The sequence below is a fragment of the Shewanella sp. BF02_Schw genome (genome assembly GCF_014596695.2).
Classification (GTDB): Bacteria; Pseudomonadota; Gammaproteobacteria; order Enterobacterales; family Shewanellaceae; genus Shewanella.
On record NZ_JABKAW020000001.1, the window covers coordinates 1,128,260 to 1,141,012 of the forward strand.

11 protein-coding genes are annotated in these 12,753 nt (G+C 39.7%); all 11 read left to right on the top strand.

Annotated features, from left to right (window positions below):
• The first annotated feature begins 313 nt into the window (after window positions 1-313).
• Window positions 314-793 carry a type VI secretion system tube protein Hcp gene (locus HNW13_RS05075; RefSeq protein WP_101086880.1) on the top strand — a complete coding sequence of 160 codons (480 nt, stop codon included), beginning with the start codon at window positions 314-316 and terminating at the stop codon, window positions 791-793.
• A 70-nt stretch (window positions 794-863) separates the two neighbouring features.
• Window positions 864-2,720, top strand: coding sequence for a type VI secretion system tip protein TssI/VgrG (tssI, locus tag HNW13_RS05080; protein WP_192115090.1), 1,857 nt, complete (start codon window positions 864-866; stop codon window positions 2,718-2,720).
• A gap of 2 nt (window positions 2,721-2,722) precedes the next feature.
• The gene (locus tag HNW13_RS05085) at window positions 2,723-3,076 is read left to right on the top strand and encodes a hypothetical protein (RefSeq protein ID WP_192115089.1); all 354 of its coding nucleotides are present in this window, start codon (window positions 2,723-2,725) and stop codon (window positions 3,074-3,076) included.
• Window positions 3,077-3,118: 42 nt separating this feature from the next.
• Window positions 3,119-3,409 (top strand): PAAR domain-containing protein, encoded by a 291-nt coding sequence (locus HNW13_RS05090; RefSeq protein ID WP_011637812.1) that lies wholly within the window; start codon window positions 3,119-3,121, stop codon window positions 3,407-3,409.
• Window positions 3,410-3,430: 21 nt separating this feature from the next.
• Window positions 3,431-4,531 (top strand): hypothetical protein, encoded by a 1,101-nt coding sequence (locus HNW13_RS05095; RefSeq protein ID WP_192115088.1) that lies wholly within the window; start codon window positions 3,431-3,433, stop codon window positions 4,529-4,531.
• The gene (locus HNW13_RS05100; protein ID WP_192115087.1) at window positions 4,528-5,472 is read left to right on the top strand and encodes a hypothetical protein; all 945 of its coding nucleotides are present in this window, start codon (window positions 4,528-4,530) and stop codon (window positions 5,470-5,472) included. Before HNW13_RS05095 ends, HNW13_RS05100 begins: the two co-directional genes overlap by 4 nt.
• 6 nt (window positions 5,473-5,478) lie before the next feature.
• Window positions 5,479-10,473 carry an RHS repeat-associated core domain-containing protein gene (locus HNW13_RS05105; protein WP_192115086.1) on the top strand — a complete coding sequence of 1,665 codons (4,995 nt, stop codon included), beginning with the start codon at window positions 5,479-5,481 and terminating at the stop codon, window positions 10,471-10,473.
• 2 nt (window positions 10,474-10,475) lie between these two features.
• Window positions 10,476-10,790: a hypothetical protein gene (locus HNW13_RS05110; protein ID WP_192115085.1), complete on the top strand. Its 315-nt coding sequence runs from the start codon at window positions 10,476-10,478 to the stop codon at window positions 10,788-10,790.
• Window positions 10,791-10,915: 125 nt separating this feature from the next.
• Entirely contained in the window at window positions 10,916-11,332 is a 417-nt protein-coding gene (locus HNW13_RS05115; protein ID WP_192115084.1) for a hypothetical protein, read from the top strand.
• A 34-nt stretch (window positions 11,333-11,366) separates the two neighbouring features.
• The gene (locus HNW13_RS05120) at window positions 11,367-11,834 is read left to right on the top strand and encodes a hypothetical protein (RefSeq protein ID WP_192115083.1); all 468 of its coding nucleotides are present in this window, start codon (window positions 11,367-11,369) and stop codon (window positions 11,832-11,834) included.
• A gap of 125 nt (window positions 11,835-11,959) precedes the next feature.
• Window positions 11,960-12,715: a TIGR02594 family protein gene (locus HNW13_RS05125; RefSeq protein ID WP_192115082.1), complete on the top strand. Its 756-nt coding sequence runs from the start codon at window positions 11,960-11,962 to the stop codon at window positions 12,713-12,715.
• The last annotated feature ends 38 nt before the right edge of the window (window positions 12,716-12,753 follow it).

The window sequence follows — 12,753 nt, forward strand, 5'->3', positions numbered from 1 at the left end:
TTTATAACATCATATTTGAGGGGTATATAATAAAGTATATACCCTTTGTAATGTCGTGTAGTTATTATTAATGTATAAATTATTAGTCTTGGTTGTATTTTTTTATTTATATAAACGATTAGTTGATTATCAAAAAACCTTTGATATAATCCGTTGGCTTAATTATGAGGACTCACTATATTTAAATGGATAATGCAGTTGAGTATTATTTGTTGGTAAGTGCATTTTTAATAAATTGAAATATTAAGTTTGATTATTGAACTTATAAAACTGTCCATTAATGGATGACATCCACGCAAAAGGAGCATTAATAATGCAAGCGAATACATATTTAAATTATGAAGGGATTAAAGGCGAAACCACTGCTGAAGAATTCAAAGATCTGATTACTGTGTTATCAGTCGATTGGAATATTAGCCGTGAGATCACTTCTTTCACTGGTACTGCAAAAGACCGTGAAGCTAGCTCAACTCGTTTAGGTGATGTGACCATTACTAAATTACAAGATAATTCTTCTACTGACTTGTTCAAAGAAGCGACTATCGGTAAAGGTAAAAAAGCGGTTTTCCACATCACTAAGCAAGGTGACAAAATCGAAGAAATCATGCAAATCGAATTAACAGATGCAATGATCTCTAGCTACAGTGTTTCAGTTCATGGTGACCGTCCTGTAGAGACAATCACTATTAGCTACACTGAAATGATGATGGCTGTTACGCCAACTGATGATAAAAACAACATTACTGCAGCGCTACGTTATGGCTACAGCGGTGTTAAAGGTCAACAAATGTAAGTTGTTTGTGATCTTATATCTTGGGGAACTTGTTCCCCAAGATCTTTACTCTTAAAGACTGAGGCAAGGAATGCTTAAGGCCACTCAAAAAAATAATATCATCAGTATCACAACGCCATTAGGTAAGGATACTCTGTACCTAACGCATTTTACTGCCACAGAAGCCATCTCTCAGCTTTTTTCAATCAGCGTCTCCATGTTCACTGTTGGCACCCAGATTAGTCTCGACAGTTTAGTGGGTAAAAATGTTTGTATTACTTTACGTAATGCCGAAAGTAATGGTGCAGTTCGATACTTTCATGGGGTGGTAAGTCATCTTGAGTCTGCTGGAATGCGGACCGCAGCGTCAGACGATGCACAGAATTATATAGATTATCAAGCCGTTATAGTGCCTCAGATGGCATTGATGAAAAAACGCAGTAATTGTCGGATTTTTCAAAACAAGTCAGTCATTGATATTGTTAAAGACTTATTTGGTCAACATAAAGTTGAATTTCAAAATAAAACTACCAACACATACCCTCAGTATGAATACTGTGTGCAGTATTTAGAATCAGATGTCGATTTTGTTTGTCGTTTATTACAGCAAGAGGGGATTTTCTTCTTCTTCGAGCATAGTGTTGGTGCTCATACCCTCACACTTGCTGATGATATAAACGCCTACAAACCTTGTGCAGAAGAGAAGGTTCGTTGTTTCTCAGGCCATTTAGCCGAGTCGCACGTGTCTCATTGGCAAGGCGGCATGAGTATGGTGAGCGGCGGTTTTATTCAAAAAGGTTACGACTACGAACAACCTAAATTATACCCTTCAGGTAATCATACTAACGCAAATCTTCCTGAGCAAAGTGCACTTGAGGTGTACGATTATTTAGGCGAGTCAGAGTTCAACAAGCGCGCTCAACCGTTTGCCAATAATCAACTTGAAGCCCTGCAAAAAGACATGAATAAGTGCAGTGGCCAAGGCGATTGCCGTAGTTTTATGGTGGGTAAGTTTTTTACTTTCAAAGATCATGAAAACGCGAGTTATAAAGGTAAGAGCTTTGTTCTAAGCTCGCTGAGAACGTCGGCTACTCAGCCTAACCAGTCAGGCACAAGCCAATCAATGTCTGGCAGTGTTTATCAAAATGATTTTGAATGTGTGCCTAAAAGTACTCCTTATCGCTCACAGCTTCATTTACGTAAACCATTAATTAATGGCGTACAAACAGCGGTAGTGACTGGTGAACCTGGTGATGAACAACATATTGATAAATTTGGCCGTGTAAAAGTACAGTTTCATTGGGATCGTGAAGGCGAGTTCAATAGTAAAAGTTCATGTTGGATCCGTGTCGCTCAAAGCTGGGCTGGCAACAAGTGGGGTGCATTCTTCTTCCCTCGCGTAGGCCAGGAGGTGTTAGTTGAGTTTATCAATGGTGACCCTGATCAACCGATTATCAGCGGTGCTGTTTATAACGCCGACTTAATGCCTCCTTATGCATTACCGGCTAAAAAAACTCAGTCTGGGATTAAAACCCATAGCACTAAAGACGGTGGAGCCGACAATTTTAACGAGTTACGTTTTGATGATGAAAAAGGCAAAGAGTTATTATTCCTCCAAGCAGAAAAAGATCATCTATTGAATGTAAAACATGATCAAAAAGACACTATCGGAAACGACCGTTTCACTGACATCGTTAATAACGATAACGTTAAAATTGGTAATGATCGACTAGAAGACATAGCCAATAATGACAGCTTAAAAGTCGGTAAAGTGCTTAATATTGAAGCGGGTAATGAAATTGTCATTAAAACTGGCAGCGCATCAATCAAAATGAGCAGCGACGGTTCGATATCTATCGAAGGCACCAACATTACTATTAAAGGGACAAACGTTAAGGTTAATGGTACCAGTATTGCCTTAAAAGCTGCTCAAATTAAGTTGAACTAGCCATGACATTATCTCGTTATCCTGGAGTCGGTTTAGCTGGGCCATTTTGTCGAGGCCATGAAATTGTCTGTCAATTTGGCTATCGACATTTAATCTGCAAACCGGTCGATAAGCCACATGACCCACTCCTTAATACACCCAATATGACGTTTTGGGTCAGTGCTACATTTGGAGAGCAGTTTTTGGTTAATAGGCATAGTTGGAAGAATTCTCCTGAACTGTTAAACCAAGTTTACTGTTATCTACATAATGATACTTACGCAGCCGTTCAACAAGCTGAAGCTGCAATGATATGCACTCTTGCGATGTCGTTTGAACAGCGTGCTTTGCTGGTCATCCCGTTAGACAGCCAGTAAGCTACCGGTATCAATGCGCTACAACAAATAAAGGAATATTTGATGGGAATGCCAGCAGCAACCATTTCGTGTATGCATCTTTGTCCGAAAATGAATCCCGGTCCCGTTCCACATGTTGGTGGTCCCATTGTGATGGGCTCAGGTAATGTCCTTATTGGTTCGTTACCTGCAGCGCGCAAAGGTGACAAGTTAATTTGTGTCGGCCCGCCTGATACCATTAATGCGGGGTCGAGTTCGGTACTTATTAACGGAAAACCAGCCGCCAGAATGGGTGATGGTACCGCACATGGTGGAAAAATTATTGTGGGTAATCCAACAGTAATGATCGGCTAGTATAAACAAGGATTGTGGTAAATGAATTTGATTGATAGTTTTAATCTTCTGTTGGCACAACGACATGTCATGTTGTCGTCGTTTCAGTGTATGCCAAAAAATATTGAAGATAATACTCAATCGCTAATGGTCATTTTAAAGATGATCCAGCAAAGAAAAGATGCTGAATGGCCATTACTTATTGCTAACACCTGTGATGAAATTGTCGATGCATTTGAAACAGATGTGTTTTATTGCCCAACAGACAAAATGGTGATCTTATCTTTACTATTGCAACTGCACTATAAGGCTCAGCCAGTTAAGCAATCAGGTATCGTTCAAGCTTTGTTTGCCAGTACAATTATAGATGTTGGCCACTATAGCCCTGCATTTGCATTAATGGCCAGCCAACTTAATCTTGATAAAGTTAATTTTACAGCCAGCAACAAAACGCCTGAACAAATCCAGCAATACATCTTATTCTGCATCTATCGAGGTAAACGTTTAAAGCGTGCCGACGGAATTGACTCCCTCAACATTTCTCGGTCATCACTGACGTCTTTGTATATTGAAATGTTGATGATCAACATTAACGAACCGTTAAAACTCTATGGGGTATTTTGTCAATTAGACTATTGCCATAGTGCGCTTTTTGAAGTGTTTATTACTTCGTTAGACGAAGCAATATTGAGCCAAATATTTAATTTAATGAGTGAGAATGCAGATTTAACCCTAAGAGTCATTGAGTTAATGGGTTATTCAGGTTTTAGTAAATTCGTGCCTTTTTTAGCTCGAGCAATGCAGCAACCTAGTCAAACATTAATGGCTTTTCGAGCACTTCGAACTATTTTAGGGCCAGAGTTGGATCAAGCGGTGCCTTATCAATGGCAGTTTGAAGAAGATGAAGTCGAACGTTGTGAATACCTACAGTTTTACAGTGCCAAATTATTACATCGGTGGATGTTATTGGCGCTTAAAATGCCAGATGTCAGATTGATTGATGGTGTTGAAGTTAATGGTACCAGTATTGATAAGATCATTAGTCATTCAAGCCCCGTGCACCAGCGTATTGCCTTTTTACATAAGCTTCGGCTGAATAATGTGGTTAGTTGCAGCCCACAACGTGTGAAAGTGGCCTTATGATTATGCATGCAGAGGCCATTAATATGGTCGTAGGGTCATACGAAAACCCACAGCAGTTAATTAACTTACCTTTATCCGAAGGGGTCGATTTCAGCTATCAATTATCTGATGGTCAGCATGTGGCAGCGGTCATGGCGCACGAGCTTGCTACAGACACTCAATTAAACCGCCTAATTGATATGTTGCATAAATTACCTATTCAAAATAAAACTCAATGGCAACCGTACTCTCACCAAGCGATTTTTTGGATTTTACCTCACCTAGAAAAACAACAACTTGTTGATTGGGTCACTCGTTTACATGCACTTTTTCCGCATTGTTTTGTGCATCCCAATAGCCGGTTTTTTCCTATGGGCAGTGCTGGTATTTTTTCTGCTTTGAGCGCATTAAAGGCAATGCCGGTCGACAATCAAAGTGCAATATTTATTGCCGTAGACAGCTTGTTCTTCGACCTTGTGGATTTTAACCGTGACCAAGATCTGATTACTCAACAACAAGAGACAGGACGTTGTCCTGCTGAAGCGGTCATCATGGCCAGCATCAATGTTGCAAACGAAGGCATGGAAATAGTGGATTTATTTCAAGATTCATGTAGTGCTGTTCAACAAACCCAAACAATAAAAGCTTTGTTTAATCGTGCCTGCCAGATTGAAGACTTGGATGTATTTGCTCAATTGTATTTACCCGGCAACCATGCCGCTGTAACAGATAACTGGCTTAATGCTTATGAGCAATTAGCCGGCAGAATCGATCAAGAGACACAAATTTCCCAATCTAGTTATTTTACAGGCGATATCGGTTGTGTGGCGGGGTTATATAATTTGCTGCACATCTATAACCGTTACCAACAACAAAATGCTACTGGAACAAGCTTACAACTGGAAGTATCTCAACAACTTCACCTTGGTTTGGCAATATACTCATGGATAGAGAAGGCATAAACGAACATGACGGTCAGTAATTTCAATTTTAAAGGTCATAACCGTTATATCGTTATCGTGCCTGCCAGTGCGTCAACGCCAGCTGGATTCCAGTTATTAACGTTTGAGCAAAACAATAATGTTAGTGAGATAATTAATGAAATCTCGCCTCATTTAGTTCGTGATCGTAATGCATTAATTTATGCGCGCAGTCTAGTGATGAATGCGGGTGTAAATGCTAGCTTAAATCCAAGAGATATTACCCGTAAACTCTGTGACATTATTGAGCGCAATTTACTCAGAGTGTATGGTGAAACACCCAAACAACAAATTCAGCATTCAACTGAAACAGGCACTCTAGGCGCGAGTTCAACCAATACCAAAGCACCCAAAACCAATAAGGGTAAACAAACTTCTGCGTCAGTTCAATCCGGTACTGTGGCGAATCATTCCCCGACGGAAGTGGCTATTGATCAGCAAGAGTGCCGCAGCGATCCCGTATCAATGTTAAGTGGCGAAGAAATTTTACCGTTAGTCGATTTTGAGCTTAATGGCTTAATGCCGCTAACGTGGCGTCGTTTGTATCGTTCGAGCAAAATTCTTAGCAATGTTGGTATGGGTTACGGCTGGCGACATAACTTTTGTGTGCAGCTGGATCATCAATATCAAGCGCCAGCGAAAGTTGGGCCTAAAAAACCCGGTAAATATTGGTTTGAATTAACCGACGATGAAGGCCGAGTGCATGTGTTCGACTCTGTTAAACGAGGGCAAACCAGTATCCAACTTTCAACAGGTTGGTCGTTAGTACATCAAGCTGATGGCCGCCATGTGTTAATAAAGCCCGATGACAGCCATTGGGCATTTATACAAAAACAAGTTGCAGGTAAAGATGTTTGGCAACTTGAAACCATTAGTAATCATCAAGGCCAATATTTTCAGCTGTATTATGATCAGCAAGGGCGTTTAACCCAAATCACCACAGGCCCAAAACGTGGCGTATTGTTATTTTACAATGCACAAAGCAATTTGTTAAAAGTCGCTTCGTACATGTTAGATAACGAAGGCAACAAACAAATTCACCAAAATTTGTTAGCCAGTTATCAATATGATGACGCTCAAGCACTTATAGCCGCCACAGATAGTAATGGGCGAGTAGAGCGTTACAGTTATGTTAAGGTCAAGTCAGCCGACATAACATCTGACAGTGATCATCAATACAATCCTAAAAGTACCACCTATCTATTACAACGCAGAACTCGTGCATCAGGCTTTAGTCATCACTTTTCGTGGGACGGACAAGACCAGCGCGCTAAATGTATTGAGCAATGGGGTGATGATGATATTTATCATTATCACTTTGAATATACGGCACTCGTTAACGGAATAAAAAGCAGTTGTACAGACTCTTTAGGTCATCGCGAGACTTTTATTCACAATGCACAAGGGCTTTTGACTGAGCATCACAAGCCTAATGGCAGTGTGATACGTCATCAATATGATGCTGTTGGTCGCAAAGTGGCTACCGTTGATGCGTGTGATAATAAAATACAATACAACTATAACGAGCAAGGGCAGTTACTGGCTGTTATTCAAGCGGACGGTGGTACCACAAGGTTTGAATATAATCGCCTAGGCCAACGAATTGTTACCATAGATGCCATAGGCCGAACGGCTAAAAGACATTACGATGCCACGGGACGATTATTGTCTGAGAGTGGTTTTGATGGCCGTCAAAGTCAATTTCAATACAATGATGCTGGGCAGTTAACTCAAAAAGTCGATGTTAATGGTGTCATTCATCGTTACCATTGGGACCGCGATGGCGAATTGCTGGCAACGCAAGTCGGTGATGCGTTAACCCGTTTTAGCCATGACAGACTGGGGCGAGTTAACGCCACGATTAATCCGCAAGGTTTGGTCACTGAATTTATTCGTGACAACAAAGGCCAAATTGTCGAAAGTAAATCTTATCCACAAGACAAACAAGATCAACAAGATAACTCTGAAGAAGCCATTAGTCATTATTATCAATATGATGATGCCGGCCGTATTATTCGCCAGCGTCAACAGGCTGATGTTGTTGGTGAGCAAGAGCTCAGTAACGATAGCGAGTACATTGAAAACATTATCGACTATGACGGTTTAGCTCAACCACGCCAACAAACTTTTGCAGATGGCAGTTGGCTGAAGTTTTTTTACGATAAAGAACGTAACTTAAATCGCATCGAGCGAAGTGACGGTGCTCAGTACCGTATTGAATACACGCCAACAGAGCAACCTAAAACCTTAATTGGTTTTGATGGCCGTGAGCAACATTATCAATATGACGCTAATGACAAATTAGTGGCAGTGAACGACAGTGATATTCGGTTTGTTGAGCTAAAACGTGATGCTATGGGGCGAATTTGTCAGCAAAGTAGCCATGTCAAACTTGAGCCCAGTGCCACATCTGCATTACTGAATACTCAGAACTTTTATCAATATAACCCGATAGGGCAAATAACTCGCGCCCACAACCAACACCGCACAGTGCAACAACACCTTGACGCTCAAGGGCGTATAAATAGGGTATTACAAAGCCAGTGGCAACTTGAATATCAATATGATGATTCAGGCAATCGCAGTGGTTTAACGTTACCTGACGGGCAACAAATTGACTATCAATACACTAAAAACAGTCAATTAAGTGGCATTAGCGTTACAGGTAATGGATTTGCAGTCAATGGCCCATCGAAACAACGTATACCGCTGGCGGATTATCACTATCTGCCATCAGGGTTATTGCACAAAACAATCCAGGGTAATCAGCTTGAACTCACTCATGCCTATGACAGCCATTCAAGATTAATTGAGCAGACATGGCGACATACACAAAAAGAAACTCGATTATTTGAATCAAGGCGTTATCAATACGATAAACAGCACCAATTACAACGCTGCGAAAGTAAGCTTGGCAACGATAGCGCTGTGGATGGTCAATCTTCTGAGCATATTAACCACAAGCCAGAGGTTAAAGAGTTTAGCTATAACAAAATTAGCCAATTAATCAGTAATAGTCATACTGGCGTATCTGGCGAAAACCCAAATATCGCTGATAATGCATCTAATGCTCGACAGCAATACCAATGGGATGCTTTTGGTAACCCATTACAGGCTATTCGTGCTAGTGATATTCATAGCCATACCCATACCCAAGATATAAGTAGTAATCATGTTAGCGCTAATGAAACAGCTAGCAGTCAATCAGCTGAAACAGTTAGGCCCAATAAAAACCTTAACGATGTAGTGGTTAACAACGACCGCTTAATGAGCATGGCGGGCATCGATTACCGCTATGACGCCAGTGGCAACCAAATCAGCCAAGTGGGTAGGGGTGACAAACAACAACGCAGCTTTAATGGCTTAAACCAACTGGTTCAAATCAACGTTAATGGCAAGCTGACGCAATACGAATATGATGCCCTAGGCCGTCGCAGTGCAAAAATCACCGAACTCGGTCGCACCGACTTTATTTGGGATAATCACCAGCTGATTGGCGAATGCATCTTAGGTGAATACAGCTGGTATATCTATCAGCCCGACACTTTTACACCAGTGGCACTGATTAAAGCAGGGAAGGTTTATTATTATCACCTAGACCAACTCGGCACACCGATTTGCTTAACCGATGAAAATACTCAAATAGTCTGGCGCAGACAACAAGATGTGTTTGGTCAAACAATTGAAAGCACATCTATTAAAGATACAGACATTGAAGATGCGGGTAATGGGCATGCTGATGTTTATGATGCAGCCAAGCAAGAAAAAATTACTAACCCAATCCGTTTTCAAGGTCAATACTTTGATGACGAATCAGGGTTACACTACAACCGCTTTAGGTACTACAGCCCTCAACAAGCGCGATTTATTCATCAAGACCCAATAGGATTGATAGGCGGCATAAACCATTATCAATATGCTCCTAATCCAGTAAATTGGGTGGATCCATTTGGGTTATGTAAAGAAGACTCGCAGACCTATGCTGCTCGTAAAACAAAGCTAGCAAATAGCAATGGTACCATGACCACATTAGATGCATTTACAGATGATAGTGCAATGGGAGAGTCCTGGGATAAAGCTGCAGTAGATGAAAATTGGCTTGATGAAAGAAGGTTATTACATGCGGATATCTTAAATAGAGTTACAGTCGAAGCTTTATCTAAAGTACAAACACTTGTAGGTTTACCTGCTATTCATGCAATGAGAGGTAATACCGGAGCGGGTAAATCAAGGCTAATGAAGTCTGGCGTTATCCCTGAACTGGCCTTAGGAGATATTCCTGTAATAAACCCAGATAATATTAAACCTTTATTGATTGATGAAGCGAAAAAGGATAATACAACGCTAACACATGATCAAACGCATTGGGAAGCGGCAATGCTTTCGGATAAACTTAAAGCTGAGTTGCTTAAACCTGAGAATAAAGACAAAGTACCGTCTATTATCGTCGATAAAAGGCTTGGTGGGCTTTATGAGATAAAAGCGCTACACAAAGAAGCACTTGCAACGGATCGTCAAGTAAATGTATTTGATGTAGATGCGCCACTTGAAATGTCATTATTAGGCGTGTTAATGCGGAAACCGGGTGGAGATGATCCTATTGTACCATTTCATATTGTTGCAGGAGGGTTCCAAGCGGCAAGAAAGAATAGAAAACACTTCGTAAGTTATTATGAAGAGAATCCATCTCTTGGCAGATATGAACTATACGGCACAGCCTCTAACGGTGATAAAGTATTGGTTGCGAAAGTATATAATGGCGAATTAGTTATTAGTGACATTGAACAATGGGAGACGCTAGCCATAGATCCTACAGAGGACGTTAAGCTATTATCAAGTACTATTATAGACACTAAAGAAATTGAAAGAGTTACTTCTAGCCTGCCAGAGGGGGAATTTAAGTTTAATGCAATCAATACTCTGAAAAGTCATAAAGGCATGACGTGGAAACAGGCGATAACTAAACACGGTGAGATCAACTAACTATGGATAAAAACAAAATTTCTCAAGAACAATTAGATAAAAATAAACGAGGTAAAGAAACTCTTGAAAGAGCATTTCGTGAAGAAGAGGATAAGTTTCAACGAAACAAAGCTGAGGCCCCCTTAATAGGTAAGGAATTATTTGACTTAAGCGAGCTTAAGAAATACTGGAGCTACCGCTATGAAAAAGCGTCTTCACCAGAAGAGATAAAAGATGCGATTAATGAAATTGAAAGAGATTATTATTTGGCAGGTAAGCAGTTTTTGACAATGAGAGCATACGGGGAATACTTGATGGAAATGGAATTATATCGCTAAATTGTGAAAAGAATGATTTGTCGTAAAATGAAAAAGTTCAGTCATTGAAAGTGATTTACTAGAAATTAAAAAAAAGAAAATAAAGTGGTAAGGATTCTCTATTATGTTAACTAAAGGAAATAGTTATGAAAAAATGTCCAGCAATAGTAGGCTTAAGTTTTGATGAGGAAAGTAAGAGGGGAATTGAAGAGATTAATGAGATATATGATCTCACAAAAATTGGTCGGTTTGCTCTGTTAATTGGTCAGTTTTATTCAATATTTGGAGGGCTTGCCGTTAAAGGATCTTCTGGTTCTGGTGTAAGATTTCTGGATGATTCTTTGGCATTTCAAATTGCAGGTTCTGACGCGGCGCAAACTGAGTATGCTGTTAGTCAAGCCAATTGGGAATATTTTTTTGAGTCATTTAGTGCTTTTGATAAGATAGCCATGGAGTCTATAAGCAAAATTGCATTTAAACAGGTTATGGCTCATAACGGAAACCCAAAGGAATACTTGTTTTGGAGTTCAATAGTGAAAGGATGTAAGCCCAATGTTGAATAAATGTATTGTGATATTTGTTTTATTCGTATCTTTTATGGCTAAAGCTGAAATTTCAGAAGATGGGAAATATGCAACACTTATGATGCAGGTTAACTTAGCTAAATATGAGAATAAAAGTAGCCATTGCTTCAAGCTAGTAACTGATTTCATTTTACCAGAAACTGATATGTTGAAATTAAAACAGATGCCTCGAGAAACCGCTGGTGTTCTGGGTAAGCTTTTTGATGATGCGTTATATAATTGTGCTCAGCCTGAAGTCTTTAATTTAGCTCGCGCTATACTGACATTGCAAGAGCAGAATAAGATTGAAAAGTCCCAGGCTATAAGTGAGCAAATTAAAAATATACGTCTTTTAGTTTTTCCTAAATCTACAGTAGCTTCTGCTCGAGAGTATGAAAACCTTACTGAAAATATAAAAACTCAATTGGAAAGTATCGAATCATTAAAAAAACCATTTAATCCGATGGTCATTATTGAGCAGGTTTGGGGAGATCCTCAGTGATGAGGGTATTTAGCCTCTAGCCCAACACAATCTAGGTGCGAAAAAGTTAATTACTATCAGAATAATAAAAGTTAAATATGTAGATTTAACCTTTTCTTTAAATCAACAATGACAAGGATAATACGATGTCATCAATAAAAATAACTCAAGCTGTCGGGCTGGGTGGAGCTAACAATTTAAACGATGTAAAAACAGTACAAACCGGTTTAAACAAACTACTTAAACTCATTCCCCCTACAAAACCTTTAATTGTTGATGGCTGTTTAGGCTCTAGGCCTGAAAGCTCTAAAACTGTTGCAGCGATTAGATTATTTCAAAGCAAAGTACTTAATATGGTACGTCCAGATGGCAAAATTGACGCTAATGGTCGAACTCATCGAAAGATGAATGAAAAACTGTTGAGTGTAGCCGTACTTCCTAATGTAAACACCTCTTTAAAAATGCCTGTAACTAATGCTTTTTGGATGAAAACAGCTGTTAATGAGGTGGGTGAATCCGAAGTTGCAGGTACTAAAGCAAACCCTCAAATTTTAGAATATTTTAAAGCTTCTAAGTTTTGGGGAAGTGATGACAGTGGTGGTCAAAATGCCTGGTGTGGCTCTTTTGTTGCTTGGGTGATGAAACAAAATAATATTGAACCTGTAAAAAATGCTTTTAGAGCCAAATCGTGGATTGATTTTGGTAAACCAATAACTCAACCTGTTTACGGTGCTATAGGCATCAAATCAAGACAAGGGGGCGGGCATGTTGCTTTTGTAGTAGGGCAAAGCGTTGATGGTCATTATTTATTTATGCTCGGAGGTAATCAAAGTAATAGTGTGAAAGTTTCTAAGTATAAAAAAGAGGTGTGGGATCAGGGCGAGATCGTGAACGTTTTTTAGACAATTAGAATTTTTCGTAAATATAATTCTTTGATTTT

Bases quoted from the DNA above. Each gene is read 5' to 3' on its own strand.
- HNW13_RS05110 (WP_192115085.1), top strand. From the start codon at position 10,476: ATGGATAAAAACAAAATTTCTCAAGAACAATTAGATAAAAATAAACGA.
- HNW13_RS05095 (WP_192115088.1), top strand. From the start codon at position 3,431: ATGAATTTGATTGATAGTTTTAATCTTCTGTTGGCACAACGACATGTC.
- HNW13_RS05120 (WP_192115083.1), top strand. From the start codon at position 11,367: ATGGCTAAAGCTGAAATTTCAGAAGATGGGAAATATGCAACACTTATG.
- HNW13_RS05125 (WP_192115082.1), top strand. From the start codon at position 11,960: ATGTCATCAATAAAAATAACTCAAGCTGTCGGGCTGGGTGGAGCTAAC.
- HNW13_RS05100 (WP_192115087.1), top strand. From the start codon at position 4,528: ATGATTATGCATGCAGAGGCCATTAATATGGTCGTAGGGTCATACGAA.
- tssI (WP_192115090.1), top strand. From the start codon at position 864: ATGCTTAAGGCCACTCAAAAAAATAATATCATCAGTATCACAACGCCA.
- HNW13_RS05075 (WP_101086880.1), top strand. From the start codon at position 314: ATGCAAGCGAATACATATTTAAATTATGAAGGGATTAAAGGCGAAACC.
- HNW13_RS05115 (WP_192115084.1), top strand. From the start codon at position 10,916: ATGAAAAAATGTCCAGCAATAGTAGGCTTAAGTTTTGATGAGGAAAGT.
- HNW13_RS05085 (WP_192115089.1), top strand. From the start codon at position 2,723: ATGACATTATCTCGTTATCCTGGAGTCGGTTTAGCTGGGCCATTTTGT.
- HNW13_RS05105 (WP_192115086.1), top strand. From the start codon at position 5,479: ATGACGGTCAGTAATTTCAATTTTAAAGGTCATAACCGTTATATCGTT.
- HNW13_RS05090 (WP_011637812.1), top strand. From the start codon at position 3,119: ATGGGAATGCCAGCAGCAACCATTTCGTGTATGCATCTTTGTCCGAAA.